Annotated in this window: 23 protein-coding genes; 13 read left to right on the forward strand and 10 right to left on the reverse strand. The window is 64.4% G+C overall.

Translation table 11 applies throughout. From position 1 onward, the window contains the following. The first annotated feature begins 86 nt into the window (after positions 1-86). A complete protein-coding gene (gene urtE, locus BM059_RS01710) occupies positions 87-785 on the forward strand; it encodes an urea ABC transporter ATP-binding subunit UrtE (RefSeq protein WP_074936292.1) in 699 nt (232 codons plus the stop codon). Between the two features lie 171 nt (positions 786-956). On the opposite strand, the gene BM059_RS01715 is transcribed toward urtE, so the two are convergent. Beyond that, entirely contained in the window at positions 957-1,742 is a 786-nt protein-coding gene (locus BM059_RS01715; protein ID WP_074936294.1) for an aldolase, read from the reverse strand. A 182-nt stretch (positions 1,743-1,924) separates the two neighbouring features. Between BM059_RS01715 and BM059_RS01720 the strand changes: the two genes are divergently transcribed. Then, entirely contained in the window at positions 1,925-3,244 is a 1,320-nt protein-coding gene (locus BM059_RS01720; protein WP_074936296.1) for an aspartate aminotransferase family protein, read from the forward strand. A gap of 73 nt (positions 3,245-3,317) precedes the next feature. Here BM059_RS01720 and pdxR read toward each other — a convergent pair whose 3' ends face one another. Further along, positions 3,318-4,811, reverse strand: a complete 1,494-nt coding sequence (pdxR, locus tag BM059_RS01725; protein ID WP_074936298.1) for a MocR-like pyridoxine biosynthesis transcription factor PdxR — start codon at positions 4,809-4,811, stop codon at positions 3,318-3,320. 165 nt (positions 4,812-4,976) lie between these two features. Between pdxR and BM059_RS01730 the strand changes: the two genes are divergently transcribed. The 5 genes from BM059_RS01730 to BM059_RS01750 all read left to right on the forward strand — a co-directional run bounded on the left by BM059_RS01730 (position 4,977) and on the right by BM059_RS01750 (position 9,009). After that, positions 4,977-5,858: a transporter substrate-binding domain-containing protein gene (locus BM059_RS01730; protein WP_074936300.1), complete on the forward strand. Its 882-nt coding sequence runs from the start codon at positions 4,977-4,979 to the stop codon at positions 5,856-5,858. A gap of 187 nt (positions 5,859-6,045) precedes the next feature. After that, positions 6,046-6,687, forward strand: coding sequence for an amino acid ABC transporter permease (locus BM059_RS01735; RefSeq protein WP_074936301.1), 642 nt, complete (start codon positions 6,046-6,048; stop codon positions 6,685-6,687). 10 nt (positions 6,688-6,697) lie between these two features. Continuing rightward, positions 6,698-7,360, forward strand: coding sequence for an amino acid ABC transporter permease (locus BM059_RS01740; RefSeq protein ID WP_074936302.1), 663 nt, complete (start codon positions 6,698-6,700; stop codon positions 7,358-7,360). After that, complete coding sequence (locus BM059_RS01745) at positions 7,353-8,111, forward strand: amino acid ABC transporter ATP-binding protein (RefSeq protein ID WP_074936304.1); 759 nt, start codon at positions 7,353-7,355, stop codon at positions 8,109-8,111. The genes BM059_RS01740 and BM059_RS01745 overlap by 8 nt, the downstream gene beginning before the upstream one ends. A gap of 139 nt (positions 8,112-8,250) precedes the next feature. Further along, positions 8,251-9,009 carry an SDR family NAD(P)-dependent oxidoreductase gene (locus BM059_RS01750; RefSeq protein ID WP_074936305.1) on the forward strand — a complete coding sequence of 253 codons (759 nt, stop codon included), beginning with the start codon at positions 8,251-8,253 and terminating at the stop codon, positions 9,007-9,009. A 281-nt stretch (positions 9,010-9,290) separates the two neighbouring features. Here BM059_RS01750 and BM059_RS01755 read toward each other — a convergent pair whose 3' ends face one another. Further along, complete coding sequence (locus BM059_RS01755) at positions 9,291-10,001, reverse strand: sulfite exporter TauE/SafE family protein (RefSeq protein WP_074936307.1); 711 nt, start codon at positions 9,999-10,001, stop codon at positions 9,291-9,293. A 180-nt stretch (positions 10,002-10,181) separates the two neighbouring features. Here BM059_RS01755 and BM059_RS01760 point away from each other — a divergent pair, with 180 nt between their 5' ends. From BM059_RS01760 to ureC, 5 genes are all read left to right on the forward strand, one after another. Continuing rightward, positions 10,182-11,018, forward strand: coding sequence for an urease accessory protein UreD (locus BM059_RS01760; RefSeq protein ID WP_074936309.1), 837 nt, complete (start codon positions 10,182-10,184; stop codon positions 11,016-11,018). 185 nt (positions 11,019-11,203) lie between these two features. Further along, positions 11,204-11,506, forward strand: a complete 303-nt coding sequence (gene ureA, locus BM059_RS01765) for an urease subunit gamma (RefSeq protein ID WP_037005765.1) — start codon at positions 11,204-11,206, stop codon at positions 11,504-11,506. Positions 11,507-11,509: 3 nt separating this feature from the next. Then, a complete protein-coding gene (locus tag BM059_RS01770; protein ID WP_074936311.1) occupies positions 11,510-12,010 on the forward strand; it encodes a GNAT family N-acetyltransferase in 501 nt (166 codons plus the stop codon). Between the two features lie 7 nt (positions 12,011-12,017). Then, positions 12,018-12,323, forward strand: a complete 306-nt coding sequence (locus tag BM059_RS01775) for an urease subunit beta (protein ID WP_037005767.1) — start codon at positions 12,018-12,020, stop codon at positions 12,321-12,323. A 77-nt stretch (positions 12,324-12,400) separates the two neighbouring features. Then, on the forward strand, positions 12,401-14,101 hold the full coding sequence (gene ureC / locus BM059_RS01780) for an urease subunit alpha (RefSeq protein WP_074936313.1): 1,701 nt from the start codon (positions 12,401-12,403) through the stop codon (positions 14,099-14,101). A 39-nt stretch (positions 14,102-14,140) separates the two neighbouring features. On the opposite strand, the gene BM059_RS01785 is transcribed toward ureC, so the two are convergent. From BM059_RS01785 to BM059_RS01815, 7 genes are all read right to left on the reverse strand, one after another. Beyond that, on the reverse strand, positions 14,141-14,584 hold the full coding sequence (locus BM059_RS01785) for a hemerythrin domain-containing protein (protein ID WP_074936314.1): 444 nt from the start codon (positions 14,582-14,584) through the stop codon (positions 14,141-14,143). 75 nt (positions 14,585-14,659) lie between these two features. After that, on the reverse strand, positions 14,660-14,926 hold the full coding sequence (locus BM059_RS01790; protein WP_037005771.1) for a DksA/TraR family C4-type zinc finger protein: 267 nt from the start codon (positions 14,924-14,926) through the stop codon (positions 14,660-14,662). 76 nt (positions 14,927-15,002) lie between these two features. Continuing rightward, entirely contained in the window at positions 15,003-15,866 is an 864-nt protein-coding gene (locus BM059_RS01795; RefSeq protein WP_037005858.1) for an isocitrate lyase/PEP mutase family protein, read from the reverse strand. A 137-nt stretch (positions 15,867-16,003) separates the two neighbouring features. Then, positions 16,004-17,005, reverse strand: a complete 1,002-nt coding sequence (locus BM059_RS01800; protein WP_074936316.1) for a type II secretion system F family protein — start codon at positions 17,003-17,005, stop codon at positions 16,004-16,006. A gap of 53 nt (positions 17,006-17,058) precedes the next feature. Further along, a complete protein-coding gene (locus BM059_RS01805) occupies positions 17,059-17,814 on the reverse strand; it encodes a substrate-binding periplasmic protein (RefSeq protein WP_074936317.1) in 756 nt (251 codons plus the stop codon). A 53-nt stretch (positions 17,815-17,867) separates the two neighbouring features. Continuing rightward, positions 17,868-18,641, reverse strand: a complete 774-nt coding sequence (locus BM059_RS01810; RefSeq protein WP_074936319.1) for a substrate-binding periplasmic protein — start codon at positions 18,639-18,641, stop codon at positions 17,868-17,870. A 79-nt stretch (positions 18,642-18,720) separates the two neighbouring features. Then, positions 18,721-19,644: a substrate-binding domain-containing protein gene (locus tag BM059_RS01815; protein ID WP_037005778.1), complete on the reverse strand. Its 924-nt coding sequence runs from the start codon at positions 19,642-19,644 to the stop codon at positions 18,721-18,723. A gap of 166 nt (positions 19,645-19,810) precedes the next feature. Here BM059_RS01815 and BM059_RS01820 point away from each other — a divergent pair, with 166 nt between their 5' ends. Next, complete coding sequence (locus tag BM059_RS01820) at positions 19,811-20,539, forward strand: VC0807 family protein (protein ID WP_074936320.1); 729 nt, start codon at positions 19,811-19,813, stop codon at positions 20,537-20,539. The last annotated feature ends 12 nt before the right edge of the window (positions 20,540-20,551 follow it).

The raw sequence follows: 20,551 nt of genomic DNA on the forward strand, positions 1-20,551 counted from the left end.
CGGCCCCTCTCCCGCAAGCGGGAGAGGGGAGAAGGCTGGCGCTCCGTAGGGTGCGCCGTGCGCACCGCATGCTAAAGGACATCGATATGCTGCAAGTCCAACAACTCCACCAGTATTACGGCGGCAGCCACATCCTCCGTGGCCTGTCGTTCGACGTGAAGGTCGGCGAAGTCACCTGCCTGCTCGGCCGCAACGGCGTGGGCAAGACCACCCTGCTCAAATGCCTGATGGGCCTGATTCCGGCCAAGGACGGCAGCGTGCAATGGGAAGGTAAGGCCATCACCGGCTTCAAACCCCACCAACGAGTGCACGCCGGCATCGCCTACGTGCCACAGGGACGCGAAATCTTCGGCCGCCTGACCGTGGAAGAGAACCTGCTGATGGGCCTGTCACGTTTTCCCGGCAGCCAGGCCAAGGCCGTGCCGGAATTCATCTACGAGCTGTTCCCGGTGCTGCGCGAGATGAAGCATCGCCGTGGTGGTGACCTGTCCGGCGGCCAGCAACAACAGTTGGCCATCGGTCGCGCGCTGGCCAGCCAGCCGCGCCTGCTGATCCTCGACGAGCCCACCGAAGGCATCCAACCCTCGGTGATCAAGGAGATCAGCGTGGTGATCAAGAAGCTCGCCGCTCGCGGCGACATGGCCATCCTGCTGGTGGAGCAGTTCTACGACTTCGCCGCCGAGCTGGCCGACCAGTACCTGGTGATGAGCCGTGGCGAGATCGTCCAGCAAGGCCGTGGCGAGAACATGGAAACCGAAGGTGTACGCGGGTTGGTGGCGATCTGACCAGCCTCGCAGGGTGGACGATGCTTCATCCGTCCACCACTCTGCGATGCAATGGTGGATGAAAAACGTCATCCACCCTACGTCCTGATCCTCCTTGTGGGAGGGGCTTTAGCCGCGATTCGGTAACCGCCTCAGTCACCGCTAAAGCGCCTCCCACAGGACGTCGCCGTCCTACTCAGCGAAATCCGATCCCTCACGCAGCAACTGGCGTTTCACGCTCTCAAGATGCAGATGCGCGCTTTCGGCGTTGCCTTGCTGCATCTGCCGGCAGGCGGCACTGGCAATCGCCGGTGCCACGGCCTTCAGCGGCCGACCGCTGGCCATGGCCTTGAGCTGCACCTCGGCGGCGCGCTCCAGGTAGTAGAGGTCGTCCCAGGCTTCGGCAATGCTCGGCCCCAACACCAACGGGCCATGGTTCTTCAGCATCACCACATCGGCATCACCTGCCGCACGGGCGATGCGCTCGCCTTCGGCATAGTTCAGCGCCAGACCCTGGTAATCCTCATCCACTGCCAGGCGCTCGTAGAACTTCAGCGCGGTCTGCCCGGCCCAGACGAAGGGCTCGCCCTCCAGCATGCACAGCGCCGTGGCGTTGGGCATATGGGTGTGAAAGGCTGCCGTGGCACGCGGGTTGAGACGGTGCAGCTGGGCGTGGATAAAGAACGCCGTGGCCTCCGGGCGGCCCTCGCCCAGCACCACGTGACCATCGAAATCGCAGATCAACAACGATGACGCCGTGACCTCGGCGAAGGCCAGGCCATAAGGATTGACCAGAAACAACTCGGGCCGCCCCGGCACCACCACGGAAAAGTGATTGCAGATGCCTTCGCCCATGCCGAGCCGTGCCGCCATGCGAAAGCAGGCGGCCAGGTCGATACGCGCTTGGGCGATCTCGGGGCTGTTCAGGCCCTCTGTGGACGCCAGCGGGGCGGTGTTGATTTCGAATGCGTGGGCCATGGTTTCACTCCTGAAAACGGATGCCTCCAGCCTAGCCTGTGCACACCAAGCGCCTAGGGACAGTTGCCCGATGTCGGCGAGCCAGACACGCTGACCCAGCCACTTCCGGCATCTGGCCCTACGGCACACGGCCGCTTTGTTCCTATGGTGCAGCCATCCGCAACGACCAGCCCGAGGTCATCATGAGCACACCGATCAGCAACCAGTACGTCCACGATCTGGATCGCCAGCACGTCTTCCATTCCTGGTCGACCCAGGGCGCCCTCAACCCGCTGGTGATTGCCGGCGGCGAGGGCTGCACGCTGTGGGACTACGACGGCAAACGCTACCTCGACTTCAGCAGCCAACTGGTCAACACCAATATCGGCCACCTGCACCCGAAGGTCATCGCCGCCATCCAGGAACAGGCCGGCAGCCTGGTGACCATCGCCCCGGCCACCGCCAACCTGATGCGTGGCGAAGCGGCCAAGCGCATCCTCGCCCGCGCGCCGGCCGGTTTCTCCAAGGTGTTCTTCACCAACGCCGGGGCCGATGCCAACGAGAACGCCATGCGCATGGCGCGCCTGTACACCGGTCGCGACAAGATCCTCTCCGCCTACCGCTCGTACCACGGCAGCACCGGCGCGGCCATCGTCGCCACCGGCGACCCACGCCGCGTGCCCAATGAGTACGCCCGTGGCCATGTGCACTTTTTCAATCCCTACCTGTATCGCACCGAGTTCAATGCGGCGAACGAAGAAGAAGAATGCGCGCGTGCCCTGCAGCACCTGCGCCGGGTCATCGAATGTGAGGGGCCGGGCGCCATCGCCGCTATCCTGCTGGAGAGCATTCCCGGCACCGCAGGCATTCTGGTACCGCCGAAAGGCTATATGCAGGGCGTGCGCAAGCTGGCCGACGAGTTCGGCATCATGCTCATCCTCGATGAAGTGATGGCCGGTTTCGGCCGCACCGGCAGTTGGCTGGCGCTGGAACATTTCGACGTGGTGCCGGATCTGATCGTCTTCGCCAAGGGCGTCAACTCCGGCTACGTCCCGGCCGGCGGGGTGATGATTTCCAAGCCGATCTGCGAGCACTTCGACAACCACTTCTTCCCCGGCGGGCTGACCTATTCTGGGCACCCGCTGGCCATGGCCGCCATCGTCGCCACGCTGGATGCGATGAGCGAAGAAGGCATGGTGGAGAATGCCCGGGACATCGGCGCCCAGGTGCTCGGCCCGGGCCTGAAGAAACTGGCCGAACGCTACCCGATGATCGGCGAGGCGCGTGGCGTCGGCCTGTTCTGGGCACTGGAATTCGTCAGCGACGTGCAGAAGAAGACGCCGATGCCGGCAGCGGTGATGCAGGAAATGAAGGCGGCGCTGACCGCGCGCGGGCTGCTCAGCTTCGTGGTGGAGAACCGCATCCATGTGGTGCCGCCGTGCATCGTCAGCGCCGCGCAGGTAAACGAGGCGCTGGCGATCTTCGACGAGGTGTTCGCCCTGTTCGCGCCGCGCTTTGGCTGATAACCGTCGCGGCTAAAGCCCCCCCACAGCGTCACGGAGCATTTGTGGGAGGGGCTTTAGCCGCGACCGCATTTCACAACTCCGCCAGCACCTCCCCCAGCTTCTGCACGCCCGGCCGAATGCGTTCGGCATCGATGGCGTGAAAACCCAGTCGCATGAAATTCTTCGGCGCCTCGCCATCACCAAGGAAGAACTGCGCGCCGGATTCGATCAGCACGCTCTGCTGCGCCGCAGCCCAGGCCAGGCGCTGGGTATCGACACCGCGTGGCGCGGCCAGCCAACAGGCGCTGGCACCCGGGCTGCCCATCGGCTGGCAGTCGCTCAGGTCGCTGCGCAGCGCCTGGTAGAGCAGCTCGCGGCGGCGGCAATGTTCCTCGCGAAAGCGCCGCAGGTGTGCGTCGTAATGCCCTTGGGCGAGGAAGTCGGCGAGCATGCGCTGGTTGTTCAGCGGCGGGTGGCGGTACATCAGCCGGCGCAGAGCGCGCAGTTCGTCGATTAGTTCGGCGTCGGCGACCATGTAGCCGATCCTCAGCCCCGGCGAGAAGGCCTTGGACAGGCTGCTCAGGTAGATCACCCGGCCACTACTGTCGCTGGCCTTGAGCGCTGGCAGCGGGTGGTTGTCGAGATTGAATTCGGCGTCGTAGTCGTCCTCGATCAGCACCTGGTCGTGCTCGCGAATCTGCCGCAGCAGTTGTTCACGCCGTGCCGCGCTCATCGCCACGCCGGTGGGCACCTGGTGCCCCGGCGTTACGTAGAGGTATTGGCAGTCATCCAGACGCCGGTCCACCACTAGGCCCTGATCGTCGACATCCTGCAGGTGCACCTTGGCGCCGTGAATGTCGAAGATGCTCGCCGCATCGCGAAAGCCAGGGTTCTCCATGCCAACACGCACCCCGCGCGCCATCAGCAGGCTGGCCAGCAAGTACAGCGCGTTCTGCGAACCGAGGGTTACCAGGATCTCGTCGGCGCGCGCCCAGATGCCGCGCTTGGGCAGCACGCGGGTGCGCAGCTGCTCGATCAGCTGCTCATCGTCACGGTCGAAACGGTCGCCCAACCACAGCTGGTCGCGCTCACCGCTGAGGTTCTTGCGCGACACCTCGCGCCAGCGCTCCAGTGGGAACAGTTCGCTGATCGGCTGACCGTAGATGAAGGGGTAGGTGAAGCGGCTCCAGTTGCTCGGGCGCAGCACGCCGTGCTTCAAACTGGGCTGCATACGAAAGCGCGCGGCCCAATCCGGGGCAGTGGCGGCGCTGCTGTCATCGGACGGTTCCGGTTTTCGCAGCGGCGTCATGCGCAATACGGCATCGGTCTGCCCGCAGTAATCGGGGTGCAGGTAGTAACCACTGCGCGGGCGGCTGACCAGGTAGCCGTTGTCGAGCAGGCTCTCGTACACCAGCGCCACGGTGTTGCGCGAGACCGACAACTGCTGGGACAGCTTGCGACACGACGGCAGCGGCTCGTCGGCCGGGAAGCCGCCGCCGAGAATGGCCGACACCAGCGACTCGCGAAGCTGCTCCTGAAGGCCGCGCTGACGGTCGAAATCGAGGTGGTAGAAGTGATCGATCATGGCGCCCTCCAGCAGCCAAACAACCCTGTGATGTAGCAAGTAGCGCGCCACTGTCGCTGGCCAGAACAAAGGCCGGAACTGCCCCTATCTCCGCCTTGCCGGGCCTCTCTAAGGTGAAAACGAAACCGCCGCTGAGCGGCCTGTCGACATCCCTGGAGCACGCCCATGAAGCCATCGAACACCGATTTCAAACCCTTCGGCCTGCTGCGCAAGCTGGCCCTGGCCAGTTGCCTGGTCGGCGCCTCACTGAGCGCCCACGCCGACCTCGACGATATCAAGGCCAAGGGCGTGATGACCGTCGCCACCGAGGACGACTACGCGCCGTTCAACTTCATCGTCGACGGCAAGCCGGAGGGCTTCCACAAGGAACTGCTGGAGGATCTCAAGGCCTACGCCAAGGCGCAGGGCTTCGACGTGAAGCAGGAAATTCTGCCCTGGACCGGTCTGCTCGCCTCGGTGTCGTCCGGCCAGTACGACATGGCCTTCACCGGCGCCCTGGTCACCGATGACCGCCTGCGCGTGTTCAACTTCGCCCCGCCCTTCGCCTCGGCGCAGCACTTCTACGTCAAGCGCGCAGGCGATGACAGCCTCAGCGATATCGCCAGCCTGTGTGGCAAGACCGTCGGCCTGCAGGCAGGCAGCGCTCTGCTCGCGCGCCTGCCGGAGCTGAAGAAGATGATGGAGGCCGAAGGTTGCAAGATCGGCAAGGTCACCGAATACCCGTCCTACCCGGAGGCCTACGCCGACCTGGCCAACGGTCGCCTGGACTACGTGATCAACGCGCTGATTTCGGTCAACGACCTGGTCAAGACCCGTGGCGATACCTTCGCCAAGGGCATCGCCGTGTCCGGTGATGGTTTCGCCGCCTGGCCGGTACCGAAGAGCAGCCCCGAGCTGCTGGAATTTCTCACCGGCTTCATGACCGAAGTGCGCGACAGCGGTCGCCTGGCCGAGCTGCAGAGCAAGTGGTTCGGCGAAGCCTTCCCGGCCATGCCCAAGGAGCCGATCACCACGGTCGAGCAGTTCCACGAACTGGCCGGCATGTGACAGCGGGCCGGGGCCAGGTCTCTGACATGGCCTCGTAGGGTGCGCCGCGCACCAGCGTCAATGGTGCAAGCGCCTCGGTGCACACGGCGCACCCTACATGCTTATCGCCAACGCACTGCCGTCTATCAGGGCCAGCTCTGGCCCTGACCTTGCTTACAACACCCCATCCCTTTCCCTGGAGCCCGACATGAACGGACAAGCCTGGTTATTGCTGCTCGAAGGCGCCTGGACGACTCTGTGGATCTCCTCGATCGCCATTGCCCTTGGCGTGATCATCGGCCTGGGCATCGCCCTGCTGCGCATGGCGCGCATTCCCTTCGTGGAGCAAGCGCTGGTGCTCTACGTCAGCCTGGCTCGCGCCACACCGCTGGTCACCCTGGTGCTGTTCATCTTCCTCTCGGCACCGACCTTCGGCCTGGCCATGGATCGCAACACGGCAGCGATCCTCGCCCTCACCCTGAACACCGCGGCCTTCAACGCAGAGGTGTGGCGCGCGGCCTTCATCAGCTTCTCCCGCGAGCAGAAGGAAGCGGCCTTGGCCTGCGGCATGACCAATGGCGTGTTCTTTCGCCGCATCATGCTGCCGCAGATGGTCACCAGCAGCCTGCCCGGCCTGGTCAACGAGATGTCCTTCCTGATCAAGAGCAGCCCGGCCATCGCGGTAATCGGCATCGTCGACCTGACCCGCGTGACCAACCGCATCAGCGCCGTGACCTACGAGCCGCTGCCACCGATTCTCGCCGCTGCCCTGCTGTACATGCTGATCATCGGCGTGCTGCTCAAGGTGCAGGCCATCGCCGAGAAAAAAGCCAACCGACTGGCCATGTGAGGACGCGACCATGACCGAATGGAGCATCATCTGGGAGGCGCGCGACGCCTTCCTCAGCGGCGCACTCAACACGCTGATCTTGTTCGTCCTGTCGGTGCTGGCAGCCTTCGTCATCGGCTGCTTCAGCGTCTACCTGCTGGAGGGCCGCACCTGGCTGTCGACGCTGTTGCGCGGGGCGATCAACCTGATGCGCATGCTGCCCTTCCTGGTGCTGGCCTACCTGCTCTACTACGGCCTACCGGCACTTGGCATCAAGCCCAGCGCCTGGGGCGCGGGCCTGGTGGCGCTGGCCATCTATCACGCGGCGTACTTCGCCGAGATCCTGCGCGGTGCGCGCCTGGTGCTGCCCCTCGGCCAGGTCGAGGCGGCCAAGGCGCATGGCTTTCGCCCCGCTCGCCTGTACTGGCGGATCATCCTGCCGCAACTGGTGATCCGCACCCGCCCGCTGCTCGGCAATCAGCTGATCTACGCACTCAAGGACACCGCCTTTCTCACCATCATCACCGTGCAGGAACTGACCGCCGCGGCCAACTCGGTACAGGCCACCTACTTCATCCCCACCGAGGCGTTCATCGTGGTCATCGCCCTGTACTGGATCATCAGCATCTGCCTGGAACTGGCGCTCAAGTGGGCGAGCCGGTTCGGCGCCAAACGAGGTTTCGAACATGCCTGAGGCACCTGCGGTACAGATCGACAATCTTTCCAAGAGCTTCGACGGCGTCGAGGTACTGCGCGACATCTCGCTGACCGTGAACAAGGGCGAGGTGGTCAGCGTGCTGGGCTCGTCCGGCTCGGGCAAATCCACTCTGCTACGCTGCATCAACTGGCTCGAGGAGCCGGATCGCGGCAGCATTCATATCGCCGGCCAGCGCATCGGCGTCGACGCCCAGGGCAAGCGCATGAACAACCGCGACCTGGCGGCGATCCGCGCCAGAACCGGTATGGTGTTCCAGAGCTTCAACCTGTGGCCGCACCTGAACGTGCTGCAGAACGTCATGGAAGCACCGATGCAGGTGAAGAAGATGCGCAAGGACGAGGCCCGCGCCATCGCCCAGACCCTGCTGGACAAGGTCGGCATGCAGGAGAAGGCCGAGGCCTTTCCCTACACCCTCTCCGGCGGGCAGAAGCAGCGCGTGGCGATTGCCCGCGCCCTGGCCATGAGCCCGGAGGTGATCCTGTTCGACGAACCGACCTCGGCACTCGACCCGGAGCGGGTCGGCGAAGTGCTGACCGTGATGAAGAACCTTTCCAGCGAGGGCTACACCATGATCGTGGTCACCCACGAAATGGAGTTCGCCCGCGCGGTGTCGGATCAGGTGGTGTTCCTGGAGAAGGGCCTGCTGATCGAAAAATCCGCGCCGGAGAAGTTTTTCACCAACCCGGAAACCGAACGCGTGCGTAAGTTTCTCGAACTGTCCGCATGAATCCGCGGCCAGCTGTGGAGCGCGGCCTTTCGGCCAAGGCCTTACACTGGCGCCCCAGCCCCAATAGGACTGCTCTACGTGCACCCGACAGCGGATGCAGGAGCAGGCCATGAACCCTGATAGCAAAACGAGGTTATCCATGAGCAAGGTGGCATTCATTACAGGCGCGACATCTGGTTTCGGCCGCGCCACGGCTCGACGCTTCGCCGAGGCCGGCTGGGCCCTGGTGCTCAGCGGCCGACGCCTGGAACGCTTGGAAGAGCTGAAGGCAGAACTGCAGGACAAGGTGCCGGTGCACATTGCCACGCTCGACGTGCGCGATGCCGCAGCGGTGAAGGCAATGGTCGATGGCCTGCAGGCGCCCTTCGACCGCATCGATGTGCTGGTCAACAACGCTGGCCTGGCACTGGCCCCGGAGGCCGCGCAAAAGGTCGCCCTGGAAGACTGGCACACCATGATCGACACCAACGTCACCGGCCTGGTCAACGTCACCCACGCGGTGCTGCCCAAGCTGCTGGCCATCGGCAAGGGCACCAGCATCATCAACATCGGCTCGGTGGCCGGCGAATGGCCCTACCCGGGCGGCCACGTGTATGGCGCCACCAAGGCCTTCGTCAAACAGTTCAGCTTCAACCTGCGTTGCGACCTGGTATCCACCGGCGTGCGCGTCACCGACATCGCACCGGGCATGGCCGAAACCGAGTTCACCCTGGTGCGCACCAAGGGCAACCAGGCCGCTTCCGACACGCTGTATGGCAGCACCACACCGCTGACCGCCGAAGATATCGCCGAGCAGATTTTCTACGTCGCCACCCTGCCGGACCACATCAACATCAACCGCCTGGAAATCATGCCCAGCCGCCAGGCCTGGTCGCCCTTCGCCATCGACCGCGATTGAAGGACGCGCCTCGCAGGGCGGGTCATCGACGCCGAACCCGCCCGCAGGGTGCGCCATGCGCACCGCCGTGATCCCGCAGCAACGGATACTTCTCGGTGCGCACAGCGCACCCTACGACCACAACACCCGTAACAGACTCCCCACCGGCAGTAACCCTGGTAACGCACCGGCCAACACATGCAAAGGTAACGGCTGCCTACGCGGATACAGCCCGCAGGGTGCGCCGTGCGCACCGCCGTGATCGCGTAGCAACGGATACCTCTCGGTGCGCGCGGCGCACCCTACCAGATCGCCTTCAGCAGGCTGCCCAGCGACAACAGCACCAGCAGCCCACCGACCAGCACCCGCAGCGGCAAGGGTTGCCAGCGTGGATGCAGCCACTGGCCGAGCAGGTTACCGGCCAACGCCGGCAATGCCAGCTCCAGCGCCAGTCGCCATTGTTCTCCGCTCAGCACACCCGCGACGCCTAACCCGATCAGCGCAGCGCCACTGCTGGCGAGGAAGAACAGCACCGCTGTGCCGCGTAACTGGCGCGCGTCCAAACCGCTGCGCAACAGGTAGATCATCAAGGGCGGGCCGCCGGCCGAAGCCATGGTAGTCGCCAGCCCTGATGCCAGCCCAGCCAACCAAGCCATGCCCTGGCTCACCGGCGTGGCCACGGACGGCCGCCATAACACCAGCACGCCCCCGCTCAAACACAGCACAGCCACCAGCGGCGCCATGATGTGAGCAGGCAGCCACTGCAGCAGCCAGGCGCCCAGCGGCACCGCCAGCAGCATGCCCATCAACAGGCGTCCCAGCACGCGCCCATGAACGGCGCGCATCGCCGCCGGCCACAGCGTCACGCTGCAGGCCACGTCGAGAATCAGCGCCACCGGCACTGCCTCGGCTGGAGGCAGTCGCAGCATCAGTCCGAGCGCCATCAGCATGGCAAAACCGAAGCCGCTGTAGCCGCGCACCAGGCCGGCGGCGAAGGCGATAAAGATGAACATGAGCGCTCCGAGCGAATCGATGCCCGACTCTAGAACTGCCCAGGCGCGGTCAGGCAGAGCCAGATGCAGACTTGTGACTGGCCACGTCTGCAGCTATGCGCTAATACGCACCGAATTGGTTCAGGGCACGCCTCTTGCTTGCCCACTCGGTCAACTATCCTGCGGAACCGCTGCCTCAATATGAATCTGCCTGCTGCCCTGTTCACGCCAAGCTGGCCTGCCGAGCTGGAGCTGGCCTACGCGCGCCACGGCGAACGCACCACGCCGGTGCAGAGGCGTCACCTTGGCCCGCTTAGAGTGCAGAAACACCTGTACGCAGAAGGGCCGGAAGTCTGCCAGCACATCATCGTTCATCCGCCCGGCGGCATCGCTGGCGGCGACCGTTTGGACATCAGCGCCCATGCCGGCGAAAACACATGGGTGCAGCTCACCAGCCCAGGTGCAGCCAAATGGTACCGCGCCGCGGGCGTGGCCCATCAGGATCTGCGCCTGCGCGTCGACGCCGGCGCCACCCTGGAATGGCTACCACAGGAAACCATCATCTATGCCGGCGCCCAGGCCGAACTGCACACGCAGATCGACCTGCATGGCGACGCCCGCCTGTTCTACTGGGACATCGTCGCCCTCGGCCGCCCCGCTGCTGGCGAGCGCTTTGCCAGCGGCCACTTCCAGGCCGCGCTGGATATCCGCCGTGACGGCAAACTGCTCTGGCACGAGCGCCAGCGCGTAACCGGTGACGACGGCCTGCTCGACTCGCCCATCGGCCTCGACGGCCAGCCGGTATTCGCCACGCTGCTGGTCAGCGGCGAGCTGGATGCCGAGCTACTGGAGCGCTGCCGCGAGTTGACCATTGAAGGTGTGCGTGGTGACCTCAGCCAGCTCGCGGGCCTTTTGGTCGCGCGCTGCCTGGCCAGTGAAGCACTCAAGGCCCGCGCCTGGCTGATCGCCCTCTGGCGCCTGCTGCGCCCGGCGCTGCTGGGGCGTGAGGCGGCGCCCCCGCGAATCTGGAGTACATGAGCACAACACACAGGTAGGAGTTGGCTTACCGGCGATCAGCAGAGGTCTAATCGCCGGCAAGCTGGCCCCTACGAACTGCAGTACAGCTACGCCAGAGTGGAACAGCGCACGCCGCGCTCCACCAGGCGACCGAAGCACCATTGCGGACAAGGCAGAGCCTTGCCCGCTCCACGACTGGAGCCGTCATGGATTTGTCCCCAAGAGAAAAAGACAAGCTGCTGATCTTCACCGCCGGCCTGGTGGCCGAGCGCCGCCTGGCGCGCGGGGTGAAGCTGAACTACCCGGAGGCCATGGCCTACATCTCCGCCGCCCTGCTCGAAGGCGCACGCGACGGCCGAACCGTGGCCGAGTTGATGCACTTCGGCACCACCCTACTGGCCCGCGATCAGGTGATGGAGGGCGTGCCGGAGATGATCCCGGAGATCCAGATCGAAGCCACCTTTCCTGACGGCACCAAACTGGTGACCGTTCACCAGCCGATTGCATAAGCCATGAGCAACGAAATAGCGAATGCCAGCGAAGCCGACCTGCCCGGCATCCTGGCCATCTACAACGACGCGGTGCAACACACCACGGCGATCTGGAACAAGACCCTGGTGGACCTGGCCAACCGCCGTGCCTGGCTGGCCGAACGCACCGCAGCGGGCTTTCCGGTGCTGGTGGCACGGGACGCGTCCGGTGAAGTGCTCGGCTACGCCAGCTATGGCACCTGGCGCACCATCGAAGGCTTTCGCCAGACCGTCGAGCACTCGGTCTACGTGCGCGCCGACCAGCGCGGCCAGGGCCTGGGCCCGGCGCTGATGCAGGCACTGATCGAACACGCCCGCGCCACCAACCTGCACGTCATGGTCGCCGCCATCGAGTCGGAAAACGCCGCCTCCATCCGCCTGCACCAGCGCCTTGGTTTCGTCACAACCGGGCAGATGCCCCAGGTCGGCCGCAAGTTCGGCCGCTGGCTGGATCTGACCTTCATGCAACTGATTCTGGAGTGAGCACCCCATGATTCCCGGCGAATACCAGATTGCCGACGGCGAGATCGAGCTCAATGCCGGCCGCCGCACCCTGACCCTGTCCGTGGCCAACAGCGGTGACCGACCGATCCAGGTCGGCTCGCACTACCACTTCTTCGAAACCAACGACGCCCTGCTGTTCGACCGCGCCGCCGCGCGCGGTATGCGCCTGAACATCCCCGCTGGTACCGCCGTGCGCTTCGAGCCAGGGCAAAGCCGTGAGGTGGAGCTGGTCGATCTGGCTGGCGCACGTCGGGTGTTCGGTTTCGCCGGCCGGGTGATGGGCGCTCTATAACCCGTAGGGTGCGCCGTGCGCACCAGCAACGACACAGATAGCAACGGTGCGCATAGCGCACCCTACGAGGACTTCCAATGAAGATTTCCCGCCAAGCCTACGCCGACATGTTCGGCCCCACCGTTGGCGACAAGGTGCGCCTGGCCGATACCGAGCTGTGGATCGAGGTCGAGCAGGACTTCACCACCTATGGCGAAGAAGTGAAGTTCGGCGGCGGCAAGGTGATCCGCGACGGCATGGGCCAGGGCCAGTTGTGCGCCGCCGATGTGGTCGACACCCTGATCACCAACGCCCTGATCATCGACCACTGGGGCATCGTCAAAGCCGACGTCGGTCTCAAGGACGGCCGTATCGCCGCCATCGGCAAGGCCGGCAACCCGGATATCCAGCCGGACGTGACCATCGCCATCGGCGCGGGCACCGAGGTGATCGCCGGCGAAGGCATGATCCTTACCGCTGGCGGCATCGACACCCACATCCACTTCATCTGCCCGCAGCAGATCGAAGAGGCGCTGATGAGCGGCGTCACCACCATGATCGGTGGCGGCACCGGGCCGGCCACCGGCACCAACGCCACCACCTGCACCTCCGGGCCGTGGCATATGGCGCGCATGCTGCAGGCCGCCGATGCCTTCCCGATGAACCTGGGCTTTACCGGCAAGGGCAACGCCTCGCTGCCCGAGCCCTTGATCGAACAGGTCAAAGCCGGCGCCATCGGCCTCAAGCTGCACGAGGACTGGGGCACCACCCCGGCAGCCATCGACAACTGCCTGTCGGTCGCCGACGAATACGACGTGCAGGTGGCGATCCACACCGACACGCTGAACGAGTCCGGCTTCGTCGAAACCACCCTCGGCGCATTCAAGGGCCGCACCATCCACACCTACCACACCGAGGGTGCCGGCGGCGGCCATGCGCCGGACATCATCAAGGCCTGCGGTTTCCCCAACGTGCTGCCGTCCTCGACCAACCCGACGCGCCCGTTCACCAAGAACACCATCGACGAGCACCTGGACATGCTCATGGTCTGCCACCACCTCGACCCAAGCATCGCTGAGGACGTGGCCTTCGCCGAGAGCCGTATTCGCCGCGAAACCATCGCCGCCGAAGACATCCTGCATGACCTCGGCGCGTTTTCCATGATCAGCTCCGACAGCCAGGCCATGGGCCGCGTCGGCGAAGTGATCACCCGCACCTGGCAGACCGCCGACAAGATGAAGCAGCAGCGCGGCCCGCTGCCCGAGGACGTGCCAGGCAACGACAACTTCCGCGCCAAGCGCTACATCGCCAAATACACCATCAACCCGGCCATCACCCACGGCATCAGCCATGAGGTGGGCTCCATCGAAGTGGGCAAGTGGGCCGACCTGGTGCTCTGGCGCCCGGCCTTCTTCGGCGTCAAGCCGACGCTGATTCTCAAGGGCGGAGCGATTGCCGCCAGCCTGATGGGCGATGCCAACGCCTCGATCCCGACGCCACAGCCGGTGCACTACCGGCCGATGTTCGCCAGCTATGGTGGCAGCCGCCATGCCACCAGCATCACCTTCATCAGCCAGGCAGCGCTCGACGCCGGGGTGCCGCAGCAGCTCGGTTTGCAAAAGCAGATTGGCGTGGTGAAGGGCTGCCGCGAGGTGCAGAAGACCGACCTGATCCACAACGGCTACCTGCCGAATATCGAGGTCGATCCGCAGAACTACCAGGTCAAGGCCGACGGCCAGTTGCTATGGTGCGAGCCGGCCGAGGTGCTGCCGATGGCGCAGCGGTATTTCCTGTTCTGACGCAAGGGCCGGGCATAACGCCCGGCTCTCGTTGATCTGTCAGGACGCCTGCTTCATCTCATCGTAGGCGCTGAGATAGTCGCCGGCCAATTGCTGCTTCTCCTTGTCGCGAAGCAGTTTGCCGGCCATCTGGAAGAAGGTACGTTCTTCTTCCTTGAGGTGATGCTCGACCTTCTCCGCCAGCGCCTTGGCTTGCGCCAGCCAGCTCGGGCTGCTGGGGTCGGTTTCTTCCAGATCCTCGATCATTTCATCCATCTGGTGATGCTCGGCAATCGCGTGGCGCGACAGATCCACGCCTGCGTCCTGCTGCATCAAGGGGATGTAGAAATGGCGTTCTTCGGCCACTGAATGTACGGCCAGCTCCTGCTTGAGCTGAGAGAACAAGGCGTGGCGCTCGGAGCTGTCGCCCTGAGTGGCAATCAGCTTCTGCGCCAGCTCGCGCTGGATGTTGTGGCTGATGCGCAAGGCTTCGAAAATCGTCATGCAGGCACCTCTTCCTGAGTCACGGTCGTAGTAGCACTAGACCGTCAGATCATGGATAGGTGCCGTACTGGCTCATCAACGTAGCTGGCTGTCCTTACTCCCCCGACGGTTGTAACCCGTGAACGCGGCGTTCTCACGGTCGTGCTCGGCTTGGCAGTTGACGCACAGGCGCACACCGTGAATCGCCTGACGACGAGCCTCGGGAATGACCGCGTCGCACTCTTCGCAATGACGCAAACTCTCGCCTTTCGGCAACTGGCTACGGGCACGCGCGACGGCGTCTTCGATGCTGCTGTCGATCTGCTCCTGAACCGCGTCGTCGCTTGCCCAACCACCTGCCATGCTCGACCTCCTCGCACTCTCCAGACAGATATGCGCCCGGGCAATGCGAAGTGCAAGTGCTGGTCGTCGAGGAAGGTTATTCGCGAACTTCCATGAACTCCTTGGCCCAGAGAATGTAATCCTCGGGCATGGTGTACTTGTGGGTCAGCTCGGTGGCGTTGAGGTCGCACGGCTGCGCGCCGCGCTGCTCGCGCAGACAGTCGTAGGTGGCCTTGATCGCAGCGAAGTAGGCGGCATGGCCGTTGACCACGATGCGCACGCCGAGGCGCGCCAGGCGCTGGTTATCGCGCAGCTCGGGGTTGCCATAGGTGACCAGCATCAGCGGCACCTTGAGGCCTGCGGATATCTGCTCGAGGTGAGCGAAATCCTTGATCCCGACCAGGCAGATGCCATCGGCGCCGGCGGCCTCGTAGGCGCGGGTGCGACGAATCACTTCGTCCACCTCCAGAACGCCGGCATGGGTCCGGGCGATGATCGCCAGATCCGGATCGACGCGCGCCTCCAGCGCAGCGAGGATCTTGCCGACGCCTTCCTCGATGGAGATCAGGTCGGTGGACTTGCGGCCGAATTGCGCCGGCAGCAGCGTGTCTTCGATGGTCAGCGCGGCGACGCCGGCGCGTTCCAGCTCGACCACGGTGCGCATCACGTTGAGCGCATTGCCGTAGCCGTGGTCGGCGTCGGCGATCACCGGCAGGCGCGAGACGCGGCCGATGCGCGCGGCCTGCTCGACGAATTCGCTGAGGGTGATCAGGGCAAAGTCAGGCGCACCGAGCACCTGCAGGGAAGCGACGGAGCCACCGAGAATGCCGACCTCGAAGTCGAGATCGGCGGCGATGCGGGCGGACATGGGATCGAAGACCGAAGCCGTGTGATAGCAGCGGTCGGAAGCCAGCAGGGCACGAAAGGCACTGCGTAGCTCATGGTGGGATGCACGTTGCAGGATGGGCATGGGGCGTATTCCAAAGTCGGTTGAATCGCTTCTTTCTCTTTTTAGTAATGGCGTAGACGTGACGAATGCTAGCGCAAGGCACTTGCTGCCAGCTTTCAAACGGATCGCCGTGCTCGATAACCAGCAATTTATCGGCCAGCCAGCTCCGCCGGCAGCGCCGGGAAGAATCCGCCGCCCGTCAGCAGGCCGTATGCCATCCAGCCGGCGACCGCCAGATAGAACAGACGCGGCGCCCAACTCGCCAGCATCTGTTGGCTCGCGGCCAGCTGCTGCGCTTGCAGCCGGGCGAAACGCAGCAGTGCTTCGCCTGGGCGGCCGGTCGCTTCACCGGTATTGAGTACGCCGATGAGCATGGCCTTGCCATGAAAGCTCAGCCCATCGAACGCCCGCACAAGTGATTGTCCGGCGGCGACGCGCGGCGCCAGGTTGGCGAAATCCCGCCGCAACCGCGCATTACTCACGGCATTGCAGGCGCGCGGCAAGGCGTCGAGCACCGGCATCCCGGCCTCCAGCAACAGCCCGAGGCTGTCGCAGAAATTACGTATATCCGCCCGCCGCTGCAGGCTGCCCAGTACCGGCAGCGCCAGCAGCAGATCGTCGAGTGGCCCTGGCTGGTCGGTCCGACGCTGCTGCCAACGCCGCCACAGCGCCCGGACGCCGAACAGCAGTAGCGACAGCCAGAACACCGGCAGCAGCACGGCGGCCAGGTAACCTGCGCCACTCAGGCTGCCAGCGACTAGGGCAGGCAAGGGTTTGACCGCCAGCGCCAGCAGCAACACACCGGCCGGCAGCAATAGCCGTGACCTCAGCTCTGCCGCGTGACGCGCCTGTTCCTCGTAACGCTGCGCCAGTTGCTGGTAAATGTGCACCAGTGCACCGGCCTCCTGCGCGGCGCGCACCAAGCCACTTTCCAGTGGCGTGAACACGCCACTCAACTGGCCGGAACTCGCCAGATCGCGCCCGCCATCGACCATCTGCCGCAAGCGCTTAACAGCGGCCTGATGGCGCGTGCCGAGGTCGAGACTGGCCAGTGCCCGGTCGATGGGCACACCGGTCCGCTCCATCGCACCAAGGTGAGCGAACAAGCCGGCACGACTGCGCAGATCGAGGGTGAGGTTACGACGCGACATGATCGGACTCGGTGGATTGCAGCACTCAGGTTAACCAGTCGCCACGCGAGGCGCTACGGCTCCACCGGTGGCATCGGCGCATGCGGCAACCAGCGCCTGAGAATGGCCGCGAGGCTGCCGTCCTCGTGCATCTGCTGCAACGCGCGCTGCCAGCGCACCACACGCACCACCGAAGTCTGTGGGGAGAAGGCGATGTAGTAGGCCGAACGCATGAATGGAACGTGCGCCCTGACATCCTGCGGCTTGAGGTCGACTGCGGCCAACTCACCGGCCAGGGTCAGGTCTTCGGTGGCGATCAGATTGACCCGACCGTGCTTGAGCATGGTCATCATCTGCTTGGAGCTGGGTACGCCATAGAGGTTGCTGAAGCCCTTCGCGCTGAGGGTCTCGTAGGTGTACCACTGCTTGGGCAATGCCAGAGGCCCGCTGGCCGCGGCCTGCTCCAACGTGTCGATGACGAGCTCACGGGACTTGAGCGAGTAGAAGCTGGTGGTGCCGACCACGATGGGCCCGACCCACTGGAATCGGTTCTCACGCTCGGGGGTACGCACAGTGAAAAACAGTGCGATATCTTCCTCCTGCTGAGCCAGGTGCAGCGCTCGTGTCCAGGGCATCAGCTCGATCTGTCCACTATCGCCGGTGCGCGCCTGCAGGGCCCTGACCACCTCGACGGAAAGGCCGCGGGGCTCGCCATCGCGCATGAAACTCATCGGTGGCGCATCCTCGGTGAGCAGACGCAGCTGTGCCTGCGCCGGCACACACAGCGCCACCAGCAAGAAACAGAACCATCGAATAACGCGCTTACCCATCACCGCCCCTCCCGCTTGCAGCCTAGCAAGCCGAGGAGCACCGTGCAGCCGCTTCACTCGCTGCGCAGCAAATCGGCCAACGCCCGCTCATCGGCCGACGGAAACCAATGGCGGTAGATCCGCTCCAGGCCACCATCGTCACGCATCTGCTGCAGCGCCTGCTGCCAACGTGCGACCAGCGCTGTATCGGTCGTCAGGGAAAAGGCGATGTAGGAATCATTGGGCATCAAGTCGAACTGTTCCTGCAGCTGCCCGGCGTTCATACCCTGTTCGGCGAGCATACCGTCGAGGGTCAGGTTGTTGGCCAGCAGCAGCTTGACCCGGCCATGGCGAAACATGCGCAGCATGTCCTGCGGCGTCGGCACGCCATACAGATTATCCAGGCCCTGCTCGGTCAGCAGCTCATAGCTATACCACTGCTTGGGAATCGCCAGGGTGCCAAGACGCCGCACGTCGTCGAGGCTGGCGACGCGCAGACCTGCATCCTTGAAGGTGTAGAAACGCGTATAGCCGCGAGCGATCGGACCAACCCACTGGAACTCGGCTTCGCGCTGCGCCGTGCGCACGGTGGAAAACAGTGCCGTGTTGGCCTCGTGCCGAACCTGATGATAGCCGCGCGTCCAGGGCACCAGCTCGATACGCGCCGACTCTCCGGTGCGACGGATCAGCTCTTCGACCACCGCCACGGCCATGCCACTCGGCTTGCCGTTCTCGAGATAGCTGAACGGCCGATAATGCTCGGTATACAGCCGCAAATCGGCCGCCATCCCGTCGACACAGAAACAGCAGAACAGCATCAGCGCTGCAACCAGGGACTTCAAGTTCATTGCACGCCACCATCTAGAACGCGCCCTACAGCGAATTCAGGGCGGCCAGGCCGGGAATCATAAACGCCTGCGCCACCCATCACCAAGGCTGCTGCGGCACGGTCGTGTCGGCCAACTCCTTGGCAGTCAGCACCCGTGGTTCGAGCAACAGTTGCAAACGAGAAATGGCACGTTCGCCACTCAAGGCCCGATGTACCAGGCGCACCGCATGATCGCCCATGGCCTGTGGCTGCTGAAGCAACAAGGCATGAATCTGCCCGTCGCGCACGGCGTCGAACAGCAGCTCGCCGCCATCGAAGCCGACGAAGTCCAACGTCCCGGCCTTGCCCAGTTGGCGCAACGCGGCCAGCGTGGCTCGGGTACTGCTGCCATTGGGGCTGAACAGACCATCGAGCCTGGGCAACTGCTGCTTCAAAGCCTCAACGATGCGCTGGCGGTCATCGCCCAGGTAGGTATCGAACACCACCTGCAGGCCCAAAGCCTGCACCGCCAGCAGAAAGCCACGCTCACGCTCCTCGGTCGATTGCAGCCCCGGCCGCAAGCGCAATACCCCGACTCGACCACCCCGCCCCAGACGCTCGGCCAGTTGCTGCCCGGCCAACTGGCCGGCGAGAAAGTTGTCGGTCGCCACCAACGCATAAGCCCCCTCGCCCGCAACCGCGCGGTCAACGTAGACGGTGGGAATACCTTCGGCGCGCAACGCGGCGATTCGCACATCGATGGCATCGCCAGCCGGGGCGACGATCAACGCCTTGCAGCCGTGGGCAACCGCCCGGTCGATCAGCTGCAGCTGCACCTCGACGCTGCCTTCCTGGGCCGGACCACGGGTATAGAGCTCCACCTGCAGATCCTTGGCCGTGCGCCTCGCCCCGGCCTCCAGTTCAGTCCAGAAGGACGACGTACCGGCCGGCACCAGGCCAATGCAGTCACGCGCCCAGGCCGTGCCTGACGAAAGCGCGACGACACTCAGCAACAGGCAAACGCCAGGGATTATTCTTGACATATTCGACTCCCAGCCCCTGCCATCACTTTAGCATCGCCCTCCGCTACCGCGACTCCTGTCGGCAAGCTGTCGCCTCATACTTTTTCACATTCAAAACCGACAGTCGGGCTAGCTCTGACGCGCCGGGCAGGCGATCATCGGGTTTCCTACGCAGACTCCAGCTACCATGACCGCCACTACTGACAGCCGTAACCCGACGCACAAGCCCCGCCCGCTGATCGACCTGGCCATCAGCATCCTGATTCCCTCGTTCATCCTGATGAAGCTCAGTGGCGAGCACCGCCTCGGTGCCGATGGCGCGCTGATCCTGGCCCTGGCGTTCCCGCTGGGCTGGGGCGCGTTCGAACTGATCAAGTACCGCAAATTCAACTTCATCGCCCTGCTTGGCCTGATCAGCGTCGCGCTGACCGGCGGCATCGGCCTGCTCAAGCTCGATACCCAGTGGCTGGCGGTCAAGGAAGCGCTGATCCCCGGCCTGATCGGCATTGCCGTGCTGGTGTCAACGCGCACCCGCTACCCGTTGATCCGCACGCTGCTGTTCAACAAGACGGTGCTCAACGTCGACAAGATCCATGATCGTCTGCAGCAAGGCGGCCACGTCGAACACTTCGAAACGCGACTGATGCGCGCGACCTACTGGCTCAGCGGCACCTTCTTCTTTTCCTCGTTCATGAACTACGTGCTGGCCAAGTGGATCGTGGTCAGCCCGGCGGGCACCGAGGCCTTCAATGACGAACTCGGCCGCATGACTCTGCTCAGCTACCCGATGATCGCCATTCCCTCGATGATCATGCTGATGACCATTTTCTACTACCTGTGGAAAACCATTCACGGCCTGACCGGGCTGAGCCTGGAAGAGATCATGGCCAACACCGGCCAGGAATCGCAGCCCTGATCAGCGCCGACC

It is taken from the genome of Ectopseudomonas composti, assembly GCF_900115475.1.
Lineage (GTDB): Bacteria > Pseudomonadota > Gammaproteobacteria > Pseudomonadales > Pseudomonadaceae > Aquipseudomonas > Aquipseudomonas composti.

What these genes read in the sequence shown, in the direction of transcription:
- urtE (WP_074936292.1), top strand. Translation starts at nt 87, where the DNA reads ATGCTGCAAGTCCAACAACTCCACCAGTATTACGGCGGCAGCCACATC.
- BM059_RS01715 (WP_074936294.1), bottom strand. Translation starts at nt 1,742, where the DNA reads ATGGCCCACGCATTCGAAATCAACACCGCCCCGCTGGCGTCCACAGAG.
- BM059_RS01720 (WP_074936296.1), top strand. Translation starts at nt 1,925, where the DNA reads ATGAGCACACCGATCAGCAACCAGTACGTCCACGATCTGGATCGCCAG.
- pdxR (WP_074936298.1), bottom strand. Translation starts at nt 4,811, where the DNA reads ATGATCGATCACTTCTACCACCTCGATTTCGACCGTCAGCGCGGCCTT.
- BM059_RS01730 (WP_074936300.1), top strand. Translation starts at nt 4,977, where the DNA reads ATGAAGCCATCGAACACCGATTTCAAACCCTTCGGCCTGCTGCGCAAG.
- BM059_RS01735 (WP_074936301.1), top strand. Translation starts at nt 6,046, where the DNA reads ATGAACGGACAAGCCTGGTTATTGCTGCTCGAAGGCGCCTGGACGACT.
- BM059_RS01740 (WP_074936302.1), top strand. Translation starts at nt 6,698, where the DNA reads ATGACCGAATGGAGCATCATCTGGGAGGCGCGCGACGCCTTCCTCAGC.
- BM059_RS01745 (WP_074936304.1), top strand. Translation starts at nt 7,353, where the DNA reads ATGCCTGAGGCACCTGCGGTACAGATCGACAATCTTTCCAAGAGCTTC.
- BM059_RS01750 (WP_074936305.1), top strand. Translation starts at nt 8,251, where the DNA reads ATGAGCAAGGTGGCATTCATTACAGGCGCGACATCTGGTTTCGGCCGC.
- BM059_RS01755 (WP_074936307.1), bottom strand. Translation starts at nt 10,001, where the DNA reads ATGTTCATCTTTATCGCCTTCGCCGCCGGCCTGGTGCGCGGCTACAGC.
- BM059_RS01760 (WP_074936309.1), top strand. Translation starts at nt 10,182, where the DNA reads ATGAATCTGCCTGCTGCCCTGTTCACGCCAAGCTGGCCTGCCGAGCTG.
- ureA (WP_037005765.1), top strand. Translation starts at nt 11,204, where the DNA reads ATGGATTTGTCCCCAAGAGAAAAAGACAAGCTGCTGATCTTCACCGCC.
- BM059_RS01770 (WP_074936311.1), top strand. Translation starts at nt 11,510, where the DNA reads ATGAGCAACGAAATAGCGAATGCCAGCGAAGCCGACCTGCCCGGCATC.
- BM059_RS01775 (WP_037005767.1), top strand. Translation starts at nt 12,018, where the DNA reads ATGATTCCCGGCGAATACCAGATTGCCGACGGCGAGATCGAGCTCAAT.
- ureC (WP_074936313.1), top strand. Translation starts at nt 12,401, where the DNA reads ATGAAGATTTCCCGCCAAGCCTACGCCGACATGTTCGGCCCCACCGTT.
- BM059_RS01785 (WP_074936314.1), bottom strand. Translation starts at nt 14,584, where the DNA reads ATGACGATTTTCGAAGCCTTGCGCATCAGCCACAACATCCAGCGCGAG.
- BM059_RS01790 (WP_037005771.1), bottom strand. Translation starts at nt 14,926, where the DNA reads ATGGCAGGTGGTTGGGCAAGCGACGACGCGGTTCAGGAGCAGATCGAC.
- BM059_RS01800 (WP_074936316.1), bottom strand. Translation starts at nt 17,005, where the DNA reads ATGTCGCGTCGTAACCTCACCCTCGATCTGCGCAGTCGTGCCGGCTTG.
- BM059_RS01805 (WP_074936317.1), bottom strand. Translation starts at nt 17,814, where the DNA reads ATGGGTAAGCGCGTTATTCGATGGTTCTGTTTCTTGCTGGTGGCGCTG.
- BM059_RS01810 (WP_074936319.1), bottom strand. Translation starts at nt 18,641, where the DNA reads ATGAACTTGAAGTCCCTGGTTGCAGCGCTGATGCTGTTCTGCTGTTTC.
- BM059_RS01815 (WP_037005778.1), bottom strand. Translation starts at nt 19,644, where the DNA reads ATGTCAAGAATAATCCCTGGCGTTTGCCTGTTGCTGAGTGTCGTCGCG.
- BM059_RS01820 (WP_074936320.1), top strand. Translation starts at nt 19,811, where the DNA reads ATGACCGCCACTACTGACAGCCGTAACCCGACGCACAAGCCCCGCCCG.